The 21,074-nt window shown below is 60.8% G+C and carries 20 protein-coding genes; 9 read left to right on the forward strand and 11 right to left on the reverse strand.

Annotated features, from left to right (window positions below):
- Positions 1–114 precede the first annotated feature (114 nt).
- The 3 genes from dapE to E4P01_RS17160 are packed head-to-tail and all read left to right on the forward strand — an operon-like array spanning position 115 to position 2,508.
- Positions 115–1,266, forward strand: a complete 1,152-nt coding sequence (dapE, locus tag E4P01_RS17150; protein ID WP_005785553.1) for a succinyl-diaminopimelate desuccinylase — start codon at positions 115–117, stop codon at positions 1,264–1,266.
- Complete coding sequence (locus E4P01_RS17155) at positions 1,266–2,075, forward strand: putative RNA methyltransferase (RefSeq protein ID WP_122736030.1); 810 nt, start codon at positions 1,266–1,268, stop codon at positions 2,073–2,075. The genes dapE and E4P01_RS17155 overlap by 1 nt, the downstream gene beginning before the upstream one ends.
- A gap of 55 nt (positions 2,076–2,130) precedes the next feature.
- Positions 2,131–2,508 carry a hypothetical protein gene (locus E4P01_RS17160; protein ID WP_216090832.1) on the forward strand — a complete coding sequence of 126 codons (378 nt, stop codon included), beginning with the start codon at positions 2,131–2,133 and terminating at the stop codon, positions 2,506–2,508.
- 132 nt (positions 2,509–2,640) lie between these two features.
- On the opposite strand, the gene E4P01_RS17165 is transcribed toward E4P01_RS17160, so the two are convergent.
- Complete coding sequence (locus E4P01_RS17165) at positions 2,641–2,850, reverse strand: cold-shock protein (RefSeq protein ID WP_003219353.1); 210 nt, start codon at positions 2,848–2,850, stop codon at positions 2,641–2,643.
- A gap of 180 nt (positions 2,851–3,030) precedes the next feature.
- Between E4P01_RS17165 and plsB the strand changes: the two genes are divergently transcribed.
- Genes plsB through E4P01_RS17180 form a run of 3 tightly spaced genes read left to right on the forward strand, consistent with a single transcriptional unit; the run spans position 3,031 to position 6,719 of the window.
- Complete coding sequence (gene plsB / locus E4P01_RS17170) at positions 3,031–5,550, forward strand: glycerol-3-phosphate 1-O-acyltransferase PlsB (RefSeq protein WP_005785543.1); 2,520 nt, start codon at positions 3,031–3,033, stop codon at positions 5,548–5,550.
- Positions 5,551–5,601: 51 nt separating this feature from the next.
- Complete coding sequence (locus tag E4P01_RS17175; protein WP_216090831.1) at positions 5,602–6,003, forward strand: YbaY family lipoprotein; 402 nt, start codon at positions 5,602–5,604, stop codon at positions 6,001–6,003.
- A gap of 26 nt (positions 6,004–6,029) precedes the next feature.
- Positions 6,030–6,719, forward strand: coding sequence for a DUF4197 domain-containing protein (locus tag E4P01_RS17180; RefSeq protein WP_005785540.1), 690 nt, complete (start codon positions 6,030–6,032; stop codon positions 6,717–6,719).
- Positions 6,720–6,800: 81 nt separating this feature from the next.
- Here E4P01_RS17180 and E4P01_RS17185 read toward each other — a convergent pair whose 3' ends face one another.
- The 3 genes from E4P01_RS17185 to E4P01_RS17195 all read right to left on the reverse strand — a co-directional run bounded on the left by E4P01_RS17185 (position 6,801) and on the right by E4P01_RS17195 (position 11,459).
- The gene (locus E4P01_RS17185; RefSeq protein WP_143508414.1) at positions 6,801–7,052 is read right to left on the reverse strand and encodes a hypothetical protein; all 252 of its coding nucleotides are present in this window, start codon (positions 7,050–7,052) and stop codon (positions 6,801–6,803) included.
- A gap of 235 nt (positions 7,053–7,287) precedes the next feature.
- Complete coding sequence (locus E4P01_RS17190; RefSeq protein WP_216090830.1) at positions 7,288–10,353, reverse strand: efflux RND transporter permease subunit; 3,066 nt, start codon at positions 10,351–10,353, stop codon at positions 7,288–7,290.
- Positions 10,354–10,358: 5 nt separating this feature from the next.
- Positions 10,359–11,459: an efflux RND transporter periplasmic adaptor subunit gene (locus tag E4P01_RS17195; RefSeq protein WP_032877470.1), complete on the reverse strand. Its 1,101-nt coding sequence runs from the start codon at positions 11,457–11,459 to the stop codon at positions 10,359–10,361.
- Positions 11,460–11,552: 93 nt separating this feature from the next.
- Here E4P01_RS17195 and E4P01_RS17200 point away from each other — a divergent pair, with 93 nt between their 5' ends.
- The gene (locus E4P01_RS17200) at positions 11,553–12,206 is read left to right on the forward strand and encodes a TetR/AcrR family transcriptional regulator (RefSeq protein WP_032877471.1); all 654 of its coding nucleotides are present in this window, start codon (positions 11,553–11,555) and stop codon (positions 12,204–12,206) included.
- A 91-nt stretch (positions 12,207–12,297) separates the two neighbouring features.
- On the opposite strand, the gene E4P01_RS17205 is transcribed toward E4P01_RS17200, so the two are convergent.
- Positions 12,298–13,080: a class I SAM-dependent methyltransferase gene (locus tag E4P01_RS17205; RefSeq protein ID WP_032877472.1), complete on the reverse strand. Its 783-nt coding sequence runs from the start codon at positions 13,078–13,080 to the stop codon at positions 12,298–12,300.
- 96 nt (positions 13,081–13,176) lie between these two features.
- On the opposite strand from E4P01_RS17205, the gene E4P01_RS17210 reads away from it, so the two are divergent.
- Positions 13,177–13,797 (forward strand): energy transducer TonB, encoded by a 621-nt coding sequence (locus E4P01_RS17210; protein ID WP_216090829.1) that lies wholly within the window; start codon positions 13,177–13,179, stop codon positions 13,795–13,797.
- A 3-nt stretch (positions 13,798–13,800) separates the two neighbouring features.
- Here E4P01_RS17210 and E4P01_RS17215 read toward each other — a convergent pair whose 3' ends face one another.
- The 6 genes from E4P01_RS17215 to ppc all read right to left on the reverse strand — a co-directional run bounded on the left by E4P01_RS17215 (position 13,801) and on the right by ppc (position 20,255).
- Positions 13,801–14,499, reverse strand: a complete 699-nt coding sequence (locus E4P01_RS17215) for an extensin family protein (RefSeq protein WP_216090828.1) — start codon at positions 14,497–14,499, stop codon at positions 13,801–13,803.
- An 81-nt stretch (positions 14,500–14,580) separates the two neighbouring features.
- Positions 14,581–15,441, reverse strand: coding sequence for a DUF72 domain-containing protein (locus E4P01_RS17220; protein ID WP_216090827.1), 861 nt, complete (start codon positions 15,439–15,441; stop codon positions 14,581–14,583).
- Positions 15,441–15,743, reverse strand: coding sequence for a hypothetical protein (locus E4P01_RS17225; RefSeq protein ID WP_032877477.1), 303 nt, complete (start codon positions 15,741–15,743; stop codon positions 15,441–15,443). The genes E4P01_RS17220 and E4P01_RS17225 overlap by 1 nt, the downstream gene beginning before the upstream one ends.
- Positions 15,744–15,903: 160 nt before the next feature.
- Positions 15,904–16,590, reverse strand: coding sequence for a tRNA (adenosine(37)-N6)-threonylcarbamoyltransferase complex dimerization subunit type 1 TsaB (gene tsaB, locus E4P01_RS17230; protein ID WP_216090826.1), 687 nt, complete (start codon positions 16,588–16,590; stop codon positions 15,904–15,906).
- Between the two features lie 91 nt (positions 16,591–16,681).
- Entirely contained in the window at positions 16,682–17,329 is a 648-nt protein-coding gene (adk, locus tag E4P01_RS17235) for an adenylate kinase (RefSeq protein WP_005785523.1), read from the reverse strand.
- 280 nt (positions 17,330–17,609) lie between these two features.
- Positions 17,610–20,255 carry a phosphoenolpyruvate carboxylase gene (ppc, locus tag E4P01_RS17240; protein ID WP_216090825.1) on the reverse strand — a complete coding sequence of 882 codons (2,646 nt, stop codon included), beginning with the start codon at positions 20,253–20,255 and terminating at the stop codon, positions 17,610–17,612.
- Positions 20,256–20,451: 196 nt separating this feature from the next.
- On the opposite strand from ppc, the gene E4P01_RS17245 reads away from it, so the two are divergent.
- Entirely contained in the window at positions 20,452–20,796 is a 345-nt protein-coding gene (locus E4P01_RS17245; protein WP_005785520.1) for a hypothetical protein, read from the forward strand.
- The last annotated feature ends 278 nt before the right edge of the window (positions 20,797–21,074 follow it).

The following is a 21,074-nucleotide window of genomic DNA, read 5'->3' on the forward strand; positions in this document are numbered from 1 at the left end:
CACCGCAGTGATGCTATCGCAGGCAAGCCAGCTCCCACATTGGAATTGCGTCGCTCCAGGCTCGATATTTCCACATTCGTCCTGCGCCCATCACACGCTTTCCGGAGTTTCCCCATGACGGCCCATGCCGACCTTTCGCCGACCCTTCAACTGGCCATCGACCTGATCCGTCGCCCCTCGGTCACGCCGATCGATGCCGATTGCCAGAAGCTGATGATGCAGCGCCTGGGCGACGCCGGTTTTGCGCTTGAACCGATGCGTATCGAAGACGTAGACAATTTCTGGGCCACCCACGGCAAGCACGAAGGCCCGGTGCTGTGCTTCGCCGGCCATACCGACGTGGTGCCGACCGGCCCGGTGCAGGCCTGGCAGAACGACCCATTCGACGCCTTGATCGATGAAAACGGCATGCTTTGCGGCCGTGGCGCGGCAGACATGAAAGGCAGCCTGGCGGCGATGCTGGTGGCGGCGGAACGCTTTGTCACCGACTACCCGGACCACAAGGGCTCGGTCGCCTTCCTGATCACCAGCGACGAAGAAGGCCCGGCGCATCACGGCACCAAGGCCGTAATCGAACGCCTGGCTGCACGCAAGGAACGCCTGGACTGGTGCATCGTCGGCGAACCGTCGAGCACCACCCTGGTGGGCGATGTGGTCAAGAACGGCCGTCGTGGCTCCCTCGGTGCCACCTTGACCGTACGCGGCGTACAGGGCCACGTGGCTTACCCGCACCTGGCGAAGAACCCGATCCACCTGGCTGCAGCGGCTCTGGCCGAGTTGGCTGCCGAGCATTGGGATGACGGCAACGCCTTCTTCCCGCCGACCAGCTTCCAGATTTCCAACCTCAATTCCGGCACCGGCGCCACCAACGTGATCCCCGGCGACCTGACGGCGGTGTTCAACTTCCGCTTCTCGACCGAATCCACCGTCGAGGGCCTGCAACAGCGGGTCGCGGCCATCCTGGATAAACATGGCCTGGACTGGCATGTGGATTGGGCGCTGTCGGGCCTGCCGTTCCTCACCGAGCCGGGTGCGCTGCTGGATGCAGTATCTGCCAGTATCAAGGCGATCACCGGGCGTGAGACCAAGGCGTCCACCAGCGGCGGTACTTCCGATGGGCGCTTTATCGCCACGCTGGGCACCCAGGTGGTCGAGCTGGGCCCGGTCAACGCGACCATCCACCAGGTCAACGAACGCATCCTGGCCAGCGACCTCGATGTGCTGACCGAAATCTATTACCAGACCCTGATCAAGTTGCTCGCCTGATGCTTGCCTGCCCCATTTGCAGCGCACCGCTCAACGCGGTGGACAATGGCGTGGCGTGCCCGGTCGGGCACCGTTTCGACCGTGCGCGCCAGGGCTACCTGAACCTGTTGCCGGTGCAGCACAAGAACAGCCGCGACCCGGGCGACAACCTGGCCATGGTCGAGGCACGCCGCGACTTCCTCAACGCCGGGCACTATGCCCCGGTGGCCAAGCGCCTGGCCGCACTGGCCGCCGAGCGCGCACCGCAGCGCTGGGTCGACATCGGCTGTGGCGAGGGTTACTACACCGCGCAAATCGCCGAGGCGCTGCCCGACGCTGATGGCTATGCCCTGGATATATCCAAGGAAGCGGTCAAGCGCGCGTGCAAACGCAACCCGGCGCTGACCTGGTTGATCGCCAGCATGGCCCGAGTACCCTTGGCCGATGCCAGCTGCCAGTTCCTCGCGAGCGTGTTCAGCCCGTTGGACTGGCAAGAAGCCAAGCGCCTGCTCAGCCCCGGCGGCGGCTTGATGAAGGTCGGCCCGACCAGCGGCCACTTGATGGAACTGCGCGAGCGCCTGTACGACGAAGTGCGCGAGTACACCGATGATAAACACCTGGCCCTGGTGCCGGAGGGCATGAGCCTGGCGCACAGTGAAACCCTTGAGTTCACCCTGAGCCTGGCCGAGCCTGCCGACCGCGCCAACCTGCTGGCCATGACGCCTCATGGCTGGCGGGCCAGTGCCGAGCGCCGCGCCGAAGTGATCGAGGCGGCCGAGCCGCTGCAGGTCACGGTGTCGATGCGCTACGATTATTTCGTGCTTCAATAGCTGACTTTACAAATATCCGCGAATGGATTTTCGAATCCCGCAACGAGGAACATCCATGCGCCAACCCGATATCGAGATTTACCTGAAAGACGCCGACGTCGATCACAAGGCCATCGCCGCCTGGCTGGGCGCCGCCCTGGGCTCTTGCTCCGACTGGGTCCAGAGAGGCCAGACCTACAAGTGCAAGGCCGGCAGCGTGCCAGTTACCTGGCTACCCAAGGCTGTAGGCAAATGGAACAGCCTGTACCTGGAAAGCGACCAGACCCCGTGGGACGACGACATCGCCTGCGCCCGCGCCGCGTTTGCCGCATTGAATGTTGAAGTGCGCTGCGCACCGGGGACGTGGGTTGAGGAAGAAGGCGAGGAAAGTGCCGATACCTGGATTCGCATCAGCGTAGACGGTGAAGAGCAGATCACCTGGAAGACCACCTGATCCTGATCTGTAAACCCAATCAAAATGTGGGAGGGGGCTTGCTCCCGATAGCAGTGGGTCAGTCTATATATTTAGTGACTGACACTCTGCAATCGGGAGCAAGCCCCCTCCCACATTTGCTCGATGGTAACCCTACAGGCCCACCACATCCTCGGCCTGCAAGCCCTTCTCGCCCGTGACCACGGCGTATTCCACCTGCTGGCCTTCGGCCAACGAGCGGTGGCCTTCACCGCGAATCGCGCGGTAGTGCACAAACACGTCCTTGCCGTCTTCACGCTGGATAAAGCCGTAGCCCTTTGCATCGTTGAACCACTTCACATTGCCGGTTTCGCGCGTTGCCATCTGTTCACTCCCACTGGTTTTTTATTGTTGAGTCGCACGTATTGAACTGCCGAGTATAAGACAGGCTCAAAAACCATCAACTCAAGTTTACATCGCTGCTTTTTTGCCGATTTTCGGTGAATACGGCACACTACCTGCCCGAGCATCTGCTCGGTTTTTTCCACTTGAAGCAGTTCGCCTATGACCCGCTCCCCGTTCCGCCGTCTGGTGTTTGGCACCTTGCGCCGACTGTTGTACCTCTGGGTTCGCTCGGAGACGATCAACCAGTCGTCCCTCACCCTTAACCTGGACCGCAGCCGGCCGGTTTTCTACGTCCTGCAATCACCCTCCCTCACCGAGTTGGCGGTGGTCGATGCCGAGTGCACCAAGGCCGGCTTGCCGCGCCCGGTGCTGCCAGTGTCGGTAGGCCCATTGATGGAGCCCGCGGCGTTCTTCTATCTCACGCCGGATCCGGATTGGCTCGGCCGCCAGGACAAGCGCGGTGCACCGCCCACCCTGACACGCCTGGTCAATACCCTCACCGAGCACGCCGAAGAGAATGCACAAATCATTCCCGTCAGCGTGTTCTGGGGCCAGTCTCCTGCAAGCGAGTCCAGCCCGTGGAAACTGCTGTTTGCCGACAGTTGGGCAGTGACCGGGCGTCTGCGCCGGTTGCTGAGCATCCTGATCCTGGGGCGCAAGACCCGCGTGCAATTCTCCGCGCCAATCAACCTGCGTGAATTGATCGAGCACAATAAAGGTCACGAACGCACCGTGCGCATGGCCCAGCGCATCCTGCGCGTGCACTTTCGTAACCTGAAGACGGCAGTGATCGGTCCCGACCTGTCTCACCGCCGTAACCTGGTGAAGGGGCTGGTGAATATGCCGCTGGTGCGCCAGGCCATTGTTGATGAAGCCGAACGAGAAAAAATCTCTGCGGAAAAAGCCAAGGCCCTGGCGCTGCGCTACGGCAACGAGATTGCCTCGGACTACACCTACACCGCGATCCGTTTTCTGGAAGTGGTGCTGAGCTGGTTCTGGAACAAGATCTACGACGGTATCAAGGTCAATAACATCGAAGGCGTGCAGAAGGTGGCCCAAGGCTACGAGGTGATCTATGTGCCTTGCCACCGCAGCCACATCGACTACCTGCTGCTGTCGTACCTGCTGTTCAAGAACGGCCTGACCCCGCCGCACATCGCGGCCGGTATCAACCTCAACATGCCAGTGATCGGCAGCCTGCTGCGCCGTGGCGGTGCGTTCTTCATGCGCCGCACCTTCAAGGGCAACCCGCTGTACACCTCGGTGTTCAATGAATACCTGCACACCCTGTTCACCAAGGGGTTCCCGGTGGAGTACTTCGTCGAAGGCGGCCGCTCGCGCACGGGGCGTATGCTGCAACCGAAAACCGGGATGCTGGCGATTACCCTGCGCAGCTTCCTGCGCTCCTCGCGTATGCCGATCGTGTTCGTGCCGGTGTATATCGGCTATGAACGCGTGCTCGAAGGCCGCACCTACCTCGGCGAATTGCGTGGCGCGAGCAAGAAGAAAGAGTCGATCTTCGATATTTTCAAAGTGGTCGGCGCCCTCAAGCAGCGCTTCGGCCAGGTCGCGGTCAACTTCGGTGAGCCGATCAAGCTGGCCGAATTTCTCGACGCCGAGCAACCGGACTGGCGCGCCCAGGAACTGGGCCCGAACTACAAGCCGGCGTGGCTCAACGAAACCACCAACCGCCTTGGCGAGCAGGTGGCGCGGCACTTGAACGAAGCCGCGGCGATCAACCCGGTGAACCTGGTGGCCCTGGCCCTGCTGTCGACCACACGCCTGGCCCTGGATGAACAAGCCATGGCGCGCCAGCTCGACCTGTACCTGGCGCTGCTGCGTCGCGTTCCCTACTCGCCCCACACGACCTTGCCGGAGGGCGATGGCCTGGCGCTGATCAAGCACGTCAAGGACATGAAGCTGCTGTCGGAACAAAGCGACGCCTTGGGCAAGATTGTCTACCTGGACGAACAGAACGCCGTCCTGATGACCTACTACCGCAACAACGTGCTGCATATCTTCGCCCTGCCGGCGTTGCTGGCGAGCTTCTTCCAGAGCAGCTCGCGGATGAGCCGCGAACAGATCCTGCGCTACACCCGTGCGCTCTACCCGTACCTGCAATCGGAGCTGTTTATCCGCTGGTCGCTGGAGGAGTTGGACACCGTGGTCGACCAGTGGCTGGACGCGTTTGTCGAACAAGGCCTGCTGCGCTTCGAAAACGCTGTGTACCTGCGCCCGGCGCCGAGTTCGCGACAATTTGTGCTGTTGACGCTGTTGTCCAAGAGCATCGCCCAGACCCTGCAACGGTTCTACATGGCGATATCGCTGCTGCTCAACAGCGGCCAGAACAGCATCAGCGCCGAAGAACTGGAAGACCTGTGCACGATCATGGCCCAGCGCCTATCAATCCTGCACGGTCTCAACGCCCCGGAATTCTTCGACAAGAGTCTTTTCCGACATTTTATTCAGACGTTGCTGGAGCAAGATGTGCTGCGTCGCGATGAAGCCGGCAAGTTGGGCTATCACGACCTGCTCGGCGAACTGGCTGAAGGCGCCGCCAAACGCGTGCTGCCGGCCGATATTCGCCTGTCGATCCGCCAGGTGGCCTTGCACCGCGTAGATGGCGCAGCCGAAGCGCTGGCGCAAGCAGAAGCGGTCACACCTGAACAAAGCCGTTAGATTGACTGAGGCGCCGGGCGGATTCCGGCGCCGTTGAAAAGGAGCTGCACCATGAAAAAGATCATTCTCCTGGGCCTGACCGCCCTGCTCGGAGCCTGCCAATCAATGACCCCAACCCCAAAAGCCAGCCTCGACGGCGAAGTGTTCTATCTGCAACGTATTGCCCTGCCGCCTGCTGCCACCTTGAGCGTCAGCCTGCAAGATGTGTCCCTCATGGACGCCCCGGCCGTGACCCTCGCCGAACAGAAAGGCCCGGTCAAAGGCCAGGTGCCGTTGCCGTTTCACCTGAGCTACGACCCGGCCCAGGTCAAGCCAGGCCATACTTACTCGGTCAGCGCTCGCATCGAATTGGAGGGCAAGTTACTGTTCATCACTACAGAGCGGCACGCCGTGCAACTCAATGGCCAGGATCCACAACCGTTGCGCCTGCGGGTTGATGCGGTCGCACACTGATCAATTCACGTCATAAGGAAGCGCCCATGCTCCGCAAATCTCTTCGCCTCACCGCCCTGTGTGCCGGCTTGCTGTTCGGTGCCAACGCCATGGCCCTCGACCTTGGCAGCCTGTCCCAGGGCGACGCCAGCGGCGGCCTGAAGGATGCCTTGACCCAAGGTGCGCAGATTGCCGTCAAACAACTGGGCAAGCCCGGTGGTTTCAGCAACAACCCGGAAGTAAAAATCGGCCTGCCAGGCAAGCTCGGCAAAGTCGCCGACAAGCTGAAAATGTTCGGCATGGGTGACCAGGTCACACAGCTGGAAACCAGCATGAACGCAGCGGCTGAAACCGCCGTGACCCAGGCCCAGCCGATTCTGGTCAATGCGGTGAAAAACATGAGCGTGACCGACGCCAAGGGCATTCTCAGCGGTGGTCAGGACTCTGCCACCCAATACCTGAACAAAAGCAGCCGAGAGGAAATCCGCGCCAAGTTCCTGCCCATCGTCAAGGCCGCTACCGACAAGGTCGGCGTGGCTCAGCAGTACAACGCCCTGGCCGGCAAGGCCGCGGCCTTCGGCGCCGTGGATGCCAAGAGCGCCAACGTCGAAAACTACGTGACCGAGCAAGCGCTGGATGGTTTGTTCAAGATGATTGCGCAGCAGGAAGAGACGATTCGCAAGAATCCGGCGGCTGCTGCCACCAGTTTGGCAAAGAAGGTGTTTGGAGCGCTGTAACCCCGCACTACGACCCTACTGCGCCAAGGCCGCTGGTAACGGGCCTTGGCGCAGTTGTTTCAGGTCAAGCCTGTCACGGGTTTAACGAAACAGCGGATACAAAGGTCTGCTGGGTGATTGATACCCGTTGACCGGTTGTTGATGCAGGTATGACGGGTTGTGATACCTGGTGGGTTGGGCATAGCTAAAATGCGGGCGGTGGTAATGACCTGAACTGCCATGATGAGGTCTATACGGTTGGGTAACCGCGAAATCATTTCGCGGCGCATGATTACCCAGCAAGGCCCCGAGAAAAGCCCCTTTGAAAGCCGCAATCGCATTAAAGAACGACATGTAAAACTCCATGAACTCAATGAAAAGGCCTGGCCGCCACATGGCAGTGCCAAGTCCTCTGCCTGTCCGTCAGGCATTGCCTGAGTGGAGTTACAAGGGCAAGCGTTCCATCTGAGCGACTGCGTGTTTGCATTGGTATGTAAATACTGCCCGGTGGGAATCAGGGGATGGCCAGGCACCGGCCTGGCAGAGAAACCCGCAAAAAACACATGTACGGGAAACAGCAAACACCTCGCTACGCTACCTCCTTCCTGACTCTGAACCACGCCGCGTACAACGCCGGCAAAAACAACAGCGTCAACGCCGTCGCCACAATCAACCCGCCCATGATCGCCACAGCCATGGGCCCGAAAAACACGCTGCGCGACAGTGGGATCATCGCCAGTACCGCCGCCAGGGCCGTCAGCACAATCGGACGAAAGCGTCGCACGGTCGCTTCGATAATCGCCTGCCACGGCGCCAGTCCGGCCTTGATGTCCTGCTCGATCTGGTCCACCAGAATGACCGAGTTACGCATGATCATTCCCGACAACGCGATCGTGCCGAGCATGGCGACGAAGCCAAAGGGTTGGCGGAATACCAGCAGGAACAAGGTCACACCGATCAGGCCCAGGGGGGCAGTCAGAAAAACCATCGCCGTGCGTGAGAAACTGCGCAATTGCAGCATCAGCAAAGTCAGCACCACCACGATGAACAGCGGCACGCCGGCCTTCACCGAGTTTTGCCCGCGAGCAGAGTCTTCGACGGTGCCACCCACTTCCAACAGGTAACCGTCCGGCAGTTCGGCACGCACACCTGTGAGCGTCGGCAGGATCTGCTGCACCAAGGTCGCCGGTTGTTCCTTGCCGTAGATATCGGCACGCACGGTCACGGTCGGCAGGCGGTTGCGGTGCCAGATGATGCCTTCTTCGAAACCGTATTCGAGGGTGGCGATCTGCGACAGCGCCACGCTTTTACCATTGTCGGTGGGTACGGCAAGGCTCGGCAGCAGCGACAACTCGGTGCGTTCGTGGACGGTACCGCGCAGGAGGATCTCGATCAATTCGTTGTCCTCCCGGTATTGGCTGACGCTGGAACCGGTCAGGGAACTCTGCAGGAATTTCGACAGGTTGGCAGTACTCACGCCAAGGGCGCGCGCCCGGTCCTGGTCGATATTCAGATACACGATTTTGCTCGGCTCTTCCCAGTCCAGATGCACGTTAACCACGTGGGTGTTTTCGCGCACCTTGGCCGCCACTTTGCGGGCCAGGGCGCGGACCTCTTCGATGTGTTCGCCGGTCACGCGAAACTGCACCGGATAGCCCACGGGCGGGCCATTCTCCAGGCGAGTGACCCGCGAGCGCAGCTCGGGGAACTGCTCGTTGAGCGTTTCAATCAGCCAGGTGCGCAGGCTTTCACGCTCCTCGATGGTGTTGGCCAACACCACGAACTGCGCGAAGCTGGCGGCCGGCAGTTGCTGGTCCAGCGGCAGGTAGAACCGCGGCGAGCCGGTGCCCACGTAGGCCACATAGTTGTCGATACCCGCGTGCGCCTTGAGCAATACCTCCAGACGCTTGACCTGCTCGGCGGTGTTGCTCAGGGAGGCGCCTTCGGCCAGTTTCAGGTCGACCATCAGTTCCAGGCGCCCGGAAGCAGGGAAGAACTGCTGCGGTACAAAGCGGAACAACGCGACCGAGCCGATAAACAACAGCAGGGTCAACACGATGACCGTCTTGCGCCGACGTATACACCACTCCACCAAACGTCTTACACGCTGGTAGAAAGGCGTGCCGTAGGGATCCGGGCCGTCGGTGCCGTGCTTGGCCGCGTGAATTTTCGCCAGGTCCGGCAGCAGCTTTTCCCCGAGATACGGTACAAAGACCACGGCAGCCACCCAGGAGGCCAATAAGGCAATGGTCACCACCTGGAAGATCGAGCGGGTGTATTCACCGGTGCTCGACTGCGCAGTGGCAATCGGCAAAAAACCCGCCGCCGTGATCAAGGTACCGGTGAGCATGGGGAATGCTGTGCTGGTCCAGGCGAAGCTCGCAGCCTTGAGCCGGTCGTAGCCCTGCTCCATTTTGATCGCCATCATTTCCACAGCGATGATCGCGTCATCCACCAGCAAACCCAGGGCCAGCACCAGAGCGCCAAGGGAAATCTTGTGCAGGCCGATGCCCAGGTAATACATGCTGGCAAATGTCATCGCCAGTACCAGCGGGATCGCCAGGGCGACCACCATGCCGGTGCGCACACCGAGGGAGAAAAAACTCACCAGCAATACAATGGCCAATGCCTCGGCGAGCACCTGGACGAATTCGCCGACGCTGGTCTTCACCGCTGCCGGTTGGTCGGACACCTTGCGCAGCTCCATGCCCGCAGGAAGGTTCTTTTGCAGGCGTGCGAATTCACTCTCAAGAGCTTTGCCCAGTACCAGAATATCCCCACCGTCGCGCATGGCCACGGCCAGGCCGATGGCGTCCGCGCCCATATAACGCATGCGCGGTGCCGGTGGGTCGTTGAAGCCCCGATGGATATCGGCCACGTCTCCGATACGAAAGGTGCGATCGCCCACTCGAATCGGGAAGTCGCGAATCTGCTCCACGGTTTTGAAGTTGCCCGACACGCGCAACTGCACACGCTCGCTCGGGGTTTCAAAAAAGCCGGCGGTCGATACGGCATTTTGTTCCTGCAACGCCTGCTGTACTGCGGCCAACGGCAAACCCAGGGTGGCAAGCTTGAGGTTGGACAGTTCGATCCAGATCTTCTCGTCCTGCAGGCCAAGCAACTCGACCTTGCCCACGTCCGGCACCCGTTGCAGCTGAATCTGGATGCGGTCGGCGTAGTCCTTGAGCACCGCATAGTCAAAACCATCGCCGGTCAGGGCGTAGATATTGCCGAAGGTGGTGCCGAACTCGTCGTTGAAAAATGGCCCCTGGATATCCGGTGGCAAGGTGTGGCGGATGTCGCTGATTTTCTTGCGCACCTGGTACCACAACTCAGGAATTTGCGCCGAACGCATCGAGTCGCGGGCGATGAAAGTGACCTGGGATTCGCCAGGGCGCGAGAAAGACACAATGCGCTCGTACTCACCGGTCTCCATCAATTTTTTCTCGATGCGTTCGGTAACTTGGCGCGACACCTCCTGGGCCGTGGCGCCGGGCCAGTTGGTCTTGATCACCATGGCCTTGAAGGTAAAGGGCGGGTCCTCGCTTTGCCCCAGCTTGGTGTAGGACAAGGTGCCGACCACGGCCAGCAGGATCATCAAAAACAGTACGATCTGGCGATTACGCAGCGCCCATTCGGAAAGATTGAAACCCATCGGGATTACTCCTTGGCCGCCAGATTCACGACACGGTTGGAGCGATCCACAGGGCGCACTTGCTGGCCCTCATGCAGCACATGCACGCCTGCGGCGACCACCCAGTCGGTGGGAGCCAAGCCTTCGAGCACCGGCACGTTTTTTTCACCGAACGCACCAATGCGCACCGTCGTACGCTCAAGGGTGTTGTCCGGCTTTACCCGCCAGACGAAGGACGCGCCGTTCTCTGCGCTGAGGGCAGACAGCGGTACCGAGAGCGCAATGACGCCGTCGGTTTGTATGAATACGCGCGCGCTCTGGCCCAGTTCGGCAGGGACTTTACCGCCGGTGAAGGCTACACGGGCGGCGAAGGTGCGGGATTTCGGGTCGGCTGCGGGTGACAGTTCACGGATGCGTCCGGCGAAGCGCTGTTCGGGCTGGCTCCACAACTCTACCGACACCGGCTGGCCGACCTTGAAGCGGCCGAAGCCTTGCTCGGGCAGGCTGATCAGCACTTCGCGCTCACCATCGGTGGCCAGGGTGAACACGGTCTGCCCCGCCGAGACCACTTGGCCGACTTCGACAGCACGCTTGGCGACCACACCGTCCTGGGGCGCGCGCAGCACGGCATATCCGGCCTGGTTGCTCGACACGTCGAACTCGGCCTTGATCTGCTTCAGGCGCGCTTCACCTGCTCGGTAGAGGTTTTCGGCGTTGTCGTACTGCGAGCGGCTGACCATCTGACGGTCCATCAGGGTCTTGTAGCGATCGCGCTCAGCGCGCACCAGGTTCAGATTGGCCTCAGCGCCGGCCACTTGGGCACGACTGGCTTCCAGTTGCAGGCGCACATCCTGGGGGTCAAGTTCAGCCAGTGGCTGGTTGGCCTTGACCCGCTCGCCCTCTTCCACCAGCCGCTTGCTGACTTTGCCGCCGATGCGAAAGGCCAGGTCCGGCTCATAACGGGCACGTACTTCACCGGGGTAGCTGTCCATTGCCTGTGCCGAGGGCTGCGGCTGCACCACCATGGCGGGGCGGACGGTGGCCTGGGTCGCTTCTTCATGGCCGCAGGCGGCCAATAAAAAGACCAGGCTGACAGGCAAAGCAAGGGGCAGGAACGCGCTGCGCATGCTGAAGGACCTTTCGCAAATGGAGCTTGGAATAATTATACTGGCCGGTATGTTATTAATACCAAACTCGCCAGTCCAGTATTAAAGGTGAAAATGTCCGACAATCCTGTGAACACCGCCAGCCCCGGGCGTCCCAAGGACATGGCAAAACGCCAGGCAATCCTCGAAGCCGCGAAATCCCTGTTCCTGGGCAATGGCTACGCGAACACCAGCATGGATGCCGTCGCGCTTGCGGCGGGCGTCTCGAAACTCACCGTCTACAGCCACTTCACCGATAAAGAGACGTTGTTCACCGCGGCGGTAGTGGCCAAATGTGAAGAGCAATTGCCGGTGATGTATTTCGAGCTCCCCGAAGGCATGCCCGTAGAGACGGTATTGCTGAACATCGCACGGGGCTTTCATCGGCTGATCAACAGCGAGGAGTCGGTGAACCTGCATCGCCTGATGATGACCACCGGCAATCAGGACGTGAAGCTCTCGCGGATCTTCTTCGAAGCCGGCCCCATGCGCATGTTGCAAGGCATGGAGCGCCTGCTCGGCAAGATCGACCAGAGCGGTGCCTTACACATCGACAACCCCTTCAAAGCGGCGGAGCACTTCTTTTGCCTGCTCAAGGGCACGGCGAACTTTCGCCTGTTGTACGGCTGCGGCGGGCAACTGAGCGCAGAAGAGGCAGAAGAACATGTGCAGGACGTGGTGAAGTTGTTTATGCGGGCCTATCGCAGCCCGGTCTCGACAACAGCGTAGGGTGCAGCAACCGACCGTAACCATCGGGAGCAAGCCCCCTCCCACATTTGGATCTCGCAGCATCACGAATATGAGTGCTGTTGCTTGCAGCTTATGGCTTGAGCGCTTTCTTGGGATAAATATCGTAGCGGCTGGACTTGCCATCCAACGCATGACTCGGCTTGGGCCCGTCAATGCACGGCGCCTTGCGCGGGCGCTTGACCACCACACGGTGGCTGGCCAAAGCCAGGGCGGCAGCGAGCAAGGCCGGTGCATCCGGATCATCGCCCACCAACGGTCGAAACAGGCGCATTTCCTTCTTCACCAGGGCGGTTTTCTCACGGTGTGGAAACATCGGGTCCAGGTAGATCACCTGGGGCGGCTCGCCCTCCCAATTGAGCATCACATCGATGGAGTTGCCCTTGAGCAGCTTCATGCGCGCCACAATCGGTGCCACTTCAAAATCCTGCGCAGCGCGTGCCAGGCCGTCTTCGAGCAAGGCACCGATCAACGGCTGGCGTTCGATCAGGCTCATCTCGCACCCCAGGCTGGCCAATACGAACGCGTCCTTGCCCAACCCGGCCGTGGCGTCCAGCACCTTGGGCCGTACGCCTTGGGCGATGCCCACGGCCTTGGCGATCATTTGCCCACTGCCACCGCCATATAAACGCCGATGTGCCGCGCCGCCTTCGACAAAGTCGACCCGCACCGGCCCCGGCGCATCGGGCCCAAGCTGCTGCAATTGCAGGCCCTGCTCGCCCACTTGCAGGGAAAAATCCGCATCCGCCACCTGTAAAGGCAAGCCCAGCAGCGAAGCCCACTGCTCGGCGCAGGCCTGGAAACTGTCGGCCAACGCCTCGACCTGGATGCGGCTGGCCGCTGGTTGTTCGTTCATCAATCGCTACGCTCAAAAATATTAAGGATCGGCAAACAGCGGCCGATAAAAACAGCAGTCAGGTATTTTGCCAGAGCTGAGCGTCGACCGAGAAAAATGTCAGACATTCTTCCCCTAACCATCGGTGTACTGCCGACCCACAACCACTACGGCCTGCGCAATACTCAAGCGCTGGCCGGGGTGAGTCATGTGTGGCAGGACTTCTTCGCCCGGGCGCTGGCCGAACAGCTAGGTGAAGCGCCGCAGGCACTGGCCGCCAAGGCGCCTGCACCTGCCGACCCTTCGGTCGAACCCGGCGAAGGCGCCGACATGCTCTCGCAGATCCTCACCCAGCGTGAGTGTGACGTGAAAGACACCGAGATCGCCCCGCCTGAGCCGCTGTTCCTGCCGATTGCCGAATTCGAAACCGAGTTGCTGCCACCGGCGCCGATACCCTTCCCGGAAGAAGAACTCGTCGCCCAGCAGCGCCAGCAGGACTTCGACAGCGGTTGGGTCCGCCCGATTGTGCTGAACGCCGGCCAACCACTACCAGAGCCCGGCCCGGCCCCCGAGCCACGCACACTGCACTTGCCGATTGCCGAGTTCGAACTGGACCTGTTGCCACCGGCTGCCGAGCCATACCCCGAAGAAGAATTGATGGCGCAACAGAAGGCGCTGGATTTCGACTACTACTGGGCGCGCCCACTGGTGACCCACAACCTGCGCCTGGCCGCTTAAGCCTCAGCGACACACCCACCATCGCCCCATATCCAGGTGAAAATGGTTGCGGTGAGCAGCGTTGTAATCCGGGCTCAGCACCACGTTGAAATCATCACAGGCACCATCGCGCACCAAGCGCAGGAAACGCGCACTGTCGCCCTCCCCCGGCCAATCCTTCAACACGCTGATGCTGCGCCCGTCCGCCAGACGAAAACCGGAGATATCCAAGGCATTGGCCGAGGCATGTTGGCTCAGGCGCCCGTCGACACGGTTGTAAACATTACGGCAGGCAAAGCTGCCCAAATGCTCGACCCGACTCACCGCCTGGCCGAACACTGCCTGGGCCGCCGGTTGCAGGCTGTGACGCTCGAACAACGCGAACGCCACAGCCAGGGGGCAACTGGCCAGAAAGCTGCTGCTCAGAGCCACCTCAGCGCCCTGCACACGCAGGACATTGCGCAACGGGCACGCCGCATCGGCAGCGGTATCCGCCTGACGGCTCACCCGCAGGCCGGCAGTTTTCAAGACCTGGTCACACAGCGCCGGATCATCCTGCAAACGGCTGAGCTTGTAGCGCGTGAGCAGGTTGGGACTGGCGCGCACATCCAGGGGTGCCCAGGGGTTCCACTCAGCCGGCATCGGCACCCAGCCACGCCAGACGCCCAGCGCGAAAGCGCCCGCCAGCAGCAACAGCAGGCCCAGCACTTTTATCGAACCCACGACTCAATCCTTGAAAAATCGGATGTCTAGGGGGCGTTCTCAATTAGTTTCCCCGCCGGGGAAACTAATTGAGAACGCCCCCTAGAGTAACCCCAGTTGCTGCGCAACGGGCTCTCGATGCAGGGTGGGCAGCGGCGGCAGGCCGGGCAGGCGCGCCATCAGCTGTGCATGAAAGCGCAACGCCAGTTGTGCCGCGAGGCGGTTGTCCGAGGTGTGCAGGAATATGTACGGCGTGCGTCCCTCTTCGATCCAACTGGCGATCTTTTCCACCCATGGGATCAGGAACGGGTCATTGGCCTCCAGCTCCGGATGCCCGATGAAGCGCACCTGGGGAAACTGGGTCAGCGCCGCCGGTCGCGGTGGCACCTTGGGCTTTTTGGACTGGGCGTGCAGCACTGCCGCCGAGGTTGACGTACAACTGAACAGGGCGCGAGGGTCGAGGCAGATGCGCTCGACGCCACGATCGCGCAACAGGCGGTTGAGCATACGCTCGGCGTCTCCCTTGGCGAAGAACTGCTCGTGCCGGACTTCCACGGCCAATGGACGATCAATGCCATCGAGGAAACCGGCCAGTTCGGCCAGGCGCTGCGGGGTAAACGCTTTTGAGAGCTGCAGCCACAGCGGTGAAACGCGCTCACCCAAAGGGCTCATCAAACTGACAAAACTCTCTGCCGCGGGCAATTGCTCACGCAAGTCACCCGCATGGCTGATATCCCCTGGGAATTTGGCGGTGAAGCGAAAGTCAGCCGGCATGATCTCGGCCCAGCGCTGCACGGTAGCGGCCGAAGGTCGAGCATAAAACGTGGTATTGCCTTCAACCGCATTGAAGACTTGAGAATAGAGCCCGAGGTAATCGCTGGAACGCGCCTCCACCGGGTACAGGTACTCGCGCCAGGCGTTTTCACTCCAGGACGGGCAACCAATGTAATAAGGCAAACCCATCAGATATGAATGTCGAGACCCAGCACTTCCATATCCCATTCGACAAAGCCGGCGGTGGTCAGGTAACTGGCCAGGGCGGTGGCAACGCTTTTGCTCATGGAGCGGGGGAAGACCATGTCTTGCTGGCGGGCAGGAACGCCGCTGATACGTGCGCTCCCGGCCCCCTTGGCGCTGGAGGGCGAATCAGCGTGGACTTCAATGAAGTCCGGCGAATCCTCTACGGACTCGTCTACCGTCACGTTCGCCTTGCGTGGCTTACGCTTGAGAGGGTAGGACTGTGAGGAGAAGCCGTCTATACGCATACATGCAGACTCGGTATCAATGATGGCAATTTAGCGGCACTTTCCGTAGTGCGCAAATGCTCTGGTGATAACTAGAACACATAATTTGTAAAAGGTTTAAAAACCGCGGCAAATTCTGACGATTGGCGAAATTTGCCACCGAATGCCCACATTTTTGGCGTCAAATAATTCCGCGCTCGGCCTTTGTCTGCGCCACTTTATCGCGCAGGTAAACCGGTGCCGCTTGATCCGCCGGGACCGCCTCACCGCGTTCGAATGCAAAACGTGCCAACGCCAGCAGATCTTCGGCATGGGGCAACATCGCAGCGTCCTGCCCTACCAAATGCACGTCGATGCGTTCGCCATAACCCCAGCCGGTGCCGGCACCGAACCACTCACCGCTGGCATCAGCCGGCAACCCTGCCGCTTCTGGCGGCTGCACTGCCTCCACGCCCACCAGACGCATTTCACCGGCAGTTTCGCGGTAGCAGCCCCAATAGACTTCATCCATCCGCGCATCAATCGCCGCGGCCACTTGCGTGGCGCCGCGTTCACGCAGTGCGCGCTGGGCCAGCACGGCAAGGTTGGACACCGGTAACACCGGGCGCTCCAACGCAAACGCCAGGCCCTGCACCACGCCAATGGCAATGCGCACACCAGTAAAGGCACCGGGGCCGCGACCAAAGGCGATGGCATCCACGGCAGCCAGGGTGATACCGGCGTCTTCGAGCAACTGCTTGATCATCGGCAGCAACTTCTGCGCGTGCAGGCGCGGGATCACCTCGTAGTGGCTCGTTACCTTGCCATCGTGCAGCAAGGCAACGGAGCAAGCTTCAGTCGCGGTGTCCAGGGCCAGCAGGGTGCTCATCGGTGTGGGTGTCCAAATCGGGAAAAAAGTGCGCCAGTATAAACAACAACGGCCCGCAAGCGGGCCGTTGTACGCAAAGCTGATGGCGGGATCAGCTCAGTGCTTGCATCACCTTGGCGGTAATGGCTTCTACCGAACCCACGCCAGGGATATGGCTGTACTTCGGCTTGCCTTGGGCCGCGGACAACTTCTGGTAGAAGTCCACCAGTGGCTTGGTCTGGGAGTGATAGACCGACAGGCGATGACGCACGGTTTCTTCGGTGTCGTCTTTACGCTGCACCAGGTCTTCACCGGTGACATCGTCCTTGCCTGCCACTTTTGGCGGGTTGTAGACGATGTGGTAAACGCGGCCCGAGCCTTCGTGAACGCGACGACCGGCAATACGCTGGACGATTTCTTCGTCTTCTACGGCGATTTCAACCACCGCATCCAACTCAACACCCGCCTTCACCAAGGCTTCAGCCTGGGGAATGGTGCGAGGGAAACCGTCGAACAGGAAGCCGTTCTTGCAATCTTCCTGGCTGATGCGTTCCTTGACCAGGTTGATGATCAGATCATCGGAGACCAGGCCGCCGCTGTCCATCACGCTCTTGGCGATCAGGCCCAGCTCGGTGCCGGCTTTGACAGCAGCACGCAGCATGTCGCCGGTGGAGATTTGTGGAATGCCGAATTTTTCAGTGATGAACTTTGCCTGAGTACCTTTACCGGCCCCGGGAGCTCCCAGCAGAATGACGCGCATCGATGTGCTCCTCAATTTTTTATAGAGATGACGCTCGGATTCGCCGCGTGGGGCCAATCTCGTAAAAATATGGGTCCAGGCCGATCAAACGGCCAAAGGCTGATCAAGATACACAGCGGGCCCTCACCATACAAGCCGCCAAAAGTAGGAGAAACCCGCACCCGGCATACGTCAGCGACAGGGTGTGCCTGAGCGCAACCTGCCTCCTCAAACAACGACCGCCCTTTTCAGGACGGTCGTCGTGGTTGATCCGCAAGCCGTTGAGAACACGCAAGAAACCTCAACCGGTGTTGCGCAAACCGGCGGCAATACCGGCCACGGACACCAGCAGCGCCTGTTCCAGAGGGCTGTCTTGCGCCGCCTCTTGCCGACGGGACCGCGCCAGCAACTCGGCCTGCAACAGGTGCAACGGGTCTAGGTAGGTGTTGCGCAGGCGGATGAACTCCAAGGTGTCAGGGCTATGGGCCAGCAACTGCGACTGGCCGGTCAAGCCAAGCACCACATTACAGGCCTGCGACAATAGGTCGCGTAAATGCGCACCCAATGGCAGCAGGTCTGGCTGCACCAGGCGCTCATCATAAAGACGGGCGATATCGGCATCGGCCTTGGCCAGCACCATTTCCAGCATGTCGATGCGCGTGCGGAAAAACGGCCACTGTTCACGCATCTGCGCCAGCAACTCACCTTCCCCCCGCTCCAGCGCCTTGCTCAATGCCGCCTCCCAGCCGAGCCAGGCAGGCAGCATCAGGCGCGTCTGGGTCCAGCCGAAGATCCACGGGATCGCGCGCAAGCTTTCAATCCCACCTGCGCGACGCTTGGCCGGGCGGCTGCCCAGGGGCAAACGGCCCAACTCCTGCTCCGGCGTGGACTGGCGAAAATACTCGACGAACTGCGGATTTTCCCGCACCACGGCGCGGTAAGCGCTGACACCGTCTGCCGCCAATTCGTCCATCAAGTGACGCCAGGCAGGCTCCGGTGGTGGCGGCGGCAGCAGTGTCGCTTCCAGCACGGCGGCCAGATACAGGTTGAGGTTCTGCTCGGCGATATCCGGCAGGCCGAATTTGAAGCGGATCATCTCGCCTTGTTCCGTGGTGCGGAAACGCCCTGCCACCGAGCCCGGCGGCTGCGACAGGATCGCCGCGTGGGCCGGGCCGCCGCCACGACCAACGGTGCCACCACGACCATGGAACAACAGCAGTTCCACCTGCTGTTCGCGGCAGATATCGACCAGACGCTCCTGCGCCCGGTATTGCGCCCAGGCGGCGGCGGTAGTGCCTGCGTCCTTGGCCGAGTCGGAGTAGCCGATCATCACTTCCTGAGGCCCCTGCAACCGCGCGCGATAACCCGGCAGTTGCAACAGCCGCTCCATCACCGGCCCGGCGTTATCCAGGTCAGCCAGCGTTTCGAACAACGGCACCACACGCATCGGTCGTTGTACGCCCGACTCTTTCAACAGCAACTGCACCGCCAGCACATCCGAGGCGGCACCCGCCATGGAGATAACATACGAGCCCAATGAGGCAGCCGGTGCGGCGGCGATTTCCTTGCAGGTATTGAGCACCTCGGCGGTGTCTGCCGACGCTTTGAAATACCCCGGCAGCAACGGCCGACGACTGGCCAGTTCCTGGGTCAGGAAGCTGATGCGTGCGTCTTCGTCCCAATCCTCATAACGCCCAAGGCCCAGGTAGTCAGTGATTTCAGTCATGGCCGCCGAGTGACGGCTGGAGTCCTGACGCACATCCAGGCGCACCAGGAACAGCCCGAAGGTCACCGCACGGCGCAAGCAGTCGAGCAGCGGCCCATCGGCGATCACGCCCATACCGCATTCATGCAGGGACTGGTAGCACAACTCCAGCGGGTCCAGCAGGTCGCGGTTGTTCTGCAACACTTCGGCAGGCGCCGGGGTGCTGGCCGTCAACGAAGCGTGGGCCCACTGGCGCGTGGCGCGCAGGCGTTCGCGCAGTTGCTTGAGCAAGGCGCGATAGGGTTCGACGCTGTCGCCGACCTTGGCTTGCAACGCCGGGCTGGCCTGTTGCATCGACAGCTCGGAGGCCAGCTGATCGATGTCGCGCAAGTACAAATCCGCTGCCATCCAGCGCGCCAACAACAGCACCTCGCGGGTAACCGGCGCGGTGACATTGGGGTTGCCGTCACGATCGCCGCCCATCCACGAGGCAAAGCGAATCGGCGCAGCCTCCAGGGGCAGGCGCAAGCCGGTAGCAGCGTGCAGGGCCTGGTCAGCCTTGCGCAGGTAATTGGGAATGGCGTGCCACAGCGAATGTTCGATCACCGCAAAGCCCCACTTGGCTTCGTCCACCGGGGTGGGCCGGATGCGGCGAATTTCTTCGGTGTGCCAGGCTTCGGCGATCAGCCGTTGCAAGCGTTCGCGGATCTGCTCGCGTTCGGCGCTGGTGAGGTCACGGTGGTCCTGGAGGGCCAGTTGCGCGGCGATGGCATCGTATTTCTGGATCAGGGTACGGCGAGCCACTTCGGTGGGGTGGGCGGTGAGCACCAGCTCGATCTCCAACCGTGCCAACTGCCGGGCCAGGGATTCATGGCTGTGCCCTTCGCTTTTCAGGCGCGCCAGCAACTCCGGCAACACCCGGGACTCAAAAGGCGCTGGTTGCGATTCATCGCGCCGATGAATCAGTTGATATTGTTCGGCAATGTTGGCCAGGTTGAGGAACTGGTTAAAGGCCCGGGCAACAGGCAGCAACTCGTCCTCTTGCAACTGATTCAAGCTGGCGCTCAGTTCGTCGCCGGCCGCCTTGTCCGAGACGGCGCCGCGGCGGTCAGCCTTGGCGCCTTTGCGGATTTGCTCGATCTTGTCGAGAAAGTCATCGCCGTACTGCTCTCGAATGGTGTTGCCCAACAGTTCACCCAGCAGGTGAACATCCTCACGCAAGCGTGCATCGATATCACTCATCAGCCAATCTCCAGCCAGAAATCCGGGACGCGCAGGTGTTCCAGAGTGCCGTCGGCGTCGGTTTCTGACAAGGCCGAACGCAAACGACTTTAAACCTTGTGGCTTAAAGCTAGTCTCAAGCATGAGCCGTCGCGTTATTCACGCAGGCGGCTGGTCACTCATCACCGCCTGCCAACGCAGGCTTATTGAGGTAGCCATGAAAATTCGAGAACTGGCCCAGCATTGGGAAGAAACCGCCAAGGGTCGCCTGACCAAGACTGAGTACGCGATTCATCTGGATGTGGAATCTGCCGCAAGGCTGGCCGCCATTGCCGAGATGTACCCCAAGCGCCACGTCGAAGAACTGCTCGGCGAGCTGATCGGCGCCGCCCTTGAAGAGCTGGAAGAAAGCTTTCCCTATATCAAGGGCGACCAAGTGATTGCCACCGATGAAGAGGGGGACCCGCTGTATGAAGACGTGGGGCTCACACCCCGGTTTCTGACGTTGTCCCGCCGCTATTTACATGATTTGTCCGCCAGCGCTGACGAACAGAAACACTGAACAACATTTTATTGACGTCAATCCAACCCAGGTATTCCGGGCTTTTTACAGGCTCGGAGTACCGCTGCGCGCTGCGAAAGTTCCATCTTTTGAACACTGACCACTCAGTCAGATATTTTTTCAGGCAATTCGCCATATCCGCTGAACTTTTGAAAAAAGCCTCAGGTCACAGCCAGTAGCCATCACTTGTGGAACGGTCGTTTGAACTGGCCTCATGAGCTTTACCGCCGGGCCCGCAACCGATACGCCACGATGGATTTTGATGTTTTTCAGGAGTT

Origin of the sequence: Pseudomonas sp. NCIMB 10586, assembly GCF_023127895.1 — a bacterium.
Classification (GTDB): domain Bacteria; phylum Pseudomonadota; class Gammaproteobacteria; order Pseudomonadales; family Pseudomonadaceae; genus Aquipseudomonas; species Aquipseudomonas synxantha_A.

Bases quoted from the DNA above. Each gene is read 5' to 3' on its own strand.
- dapE (WP_005785553.1), top strand. From the start codon at position 115: ATGACGGCCCATGCCGACCTTTCGCCGACCCTTCAACTGGCCATCGAC.
- E4P01_RS17155 (WP_122736030.1), top strand. From the start codon at position 1,266: ATGCTTGCCTGCCCCATTTGCAGCGCACCGCTCAACGCGGTGGACAAT.
- E4P01_RS17160 (WP_216090832.1), top strand. From the start codon at position 2,131: ATGCGCCAACCCGATATCGAGATTTACCTGAAAGACGCCGACGTCGAT.
- E4P01_RS17165 (WP_003219353.1), bottom strand. From the start codon at position 2,850: ATGGCAACGCGCGAAACCGGCAATGTGAAGTGGTTCAACGATGCAAAG.
- plsB (WP_005785543.1), top strand. From the start codon at position 3,031: ATGACCCGCTCCCCGTTCCGCCGTCTGGTGTTTGGCACCTTGCGCCGA.
- E4P01_RS17175 (WP_216090831.1), top strand. From the start codon at position 5,602: ATGAAAAAGATCATTCTCCTGGGCCTGACCGCCCTGCTCGGAGCCTGC.
- E4P01_RS17180 (WP_005785540.1), top strand. From the start codon at position 6,030: ATGCTCCGCAAATCTCTTCGCCTCACCGCCCTGTGTGCCGGCTTGCTG.
- E4P01_RS17185 (WP_143508414.1), bottom strand. From the start codon at position 7,052: ATGTCGTTCTTTAATGCGATTGCGGCTTTCAAAGGGGCTTTTCTCGGG.
- E4P01_RS17190 (WP_216090830.1), bottom strand. From the start codon at position 10,353: ATGGGTTTCAATCTTTCCGAATGGGCGCTGCGTAATCGCCAGATCGTA.
- E4P01_RS17195 (WP_032877470.1), bottom strand. From the start codon at position 11,459: ATGCGCAGCGCGTTCCTGCCCCTTGCTTTGCCTGTCAGCCTGGTCTTT.
- E4P01_RS17200 (WP_032877471.1), top strand. From the start codon at position 11,553: ATGTCCGACAATCCTGTGAACACCGCCAGCCCCGGGCGTCCCAAGGAC.
- E4P01_RS17205 (WP_032877472.1), bottom strand. From the start codon at position 13,080: ATGAACGAACAACCAGCGGCCAGCCGCATCCAGGTCGAGGCGTTGGCC.
- E4P01_RS17210 (WP_216090829.1), top strand. From the start codon at position 13,177: ATGTCAGACATTCTTCCCCTAACCATCGGTGTACTGCCGACCCACAAC.
- E4P01_RS17220 (WP_216090827.1), bottom strand. From the start codon at position 15,441: ATGGGTTTGCCTTATTACATTGGTTGCCCGTCCTGGAGTGAAAACGCC.
- E4P01_RS17225 (WP_032877477.1), bottom strand. From the start codon at position 15,743: ATGCGTATAGACGGCTTCTCCTCACAGTCCTACCCTCTCAAGCGTAAG.
- tsaB (WP_216090826.1), bottom strand. From the start codon at position 16,590: ATGAGCACCCTGCTGGCCCTGGACACCGCGACTGAAGCTTGCTCCGTT.
- adk (WP_005785523.1), bottom strand. From the start codon at position 17,329: ATGCGCGTCATTCTGCTGGGAGCTCCCGGGGCCGGTAAAGGTACTCAG.
- ppc (WP_216090825.1), bottom strand. From the start codon at position 20,255: ATGAGTGATATCGATGCACGCTTGCGTGAGGATGTTCACCTGCTGGGT.
- E4P01_RS17245 (WP_005785520.1), top strand. From the start codon at position 20,452: ATGAAAATTCGAGAACTGGCCCAGCATTGGGAAGAAACCGCCAAGGGT.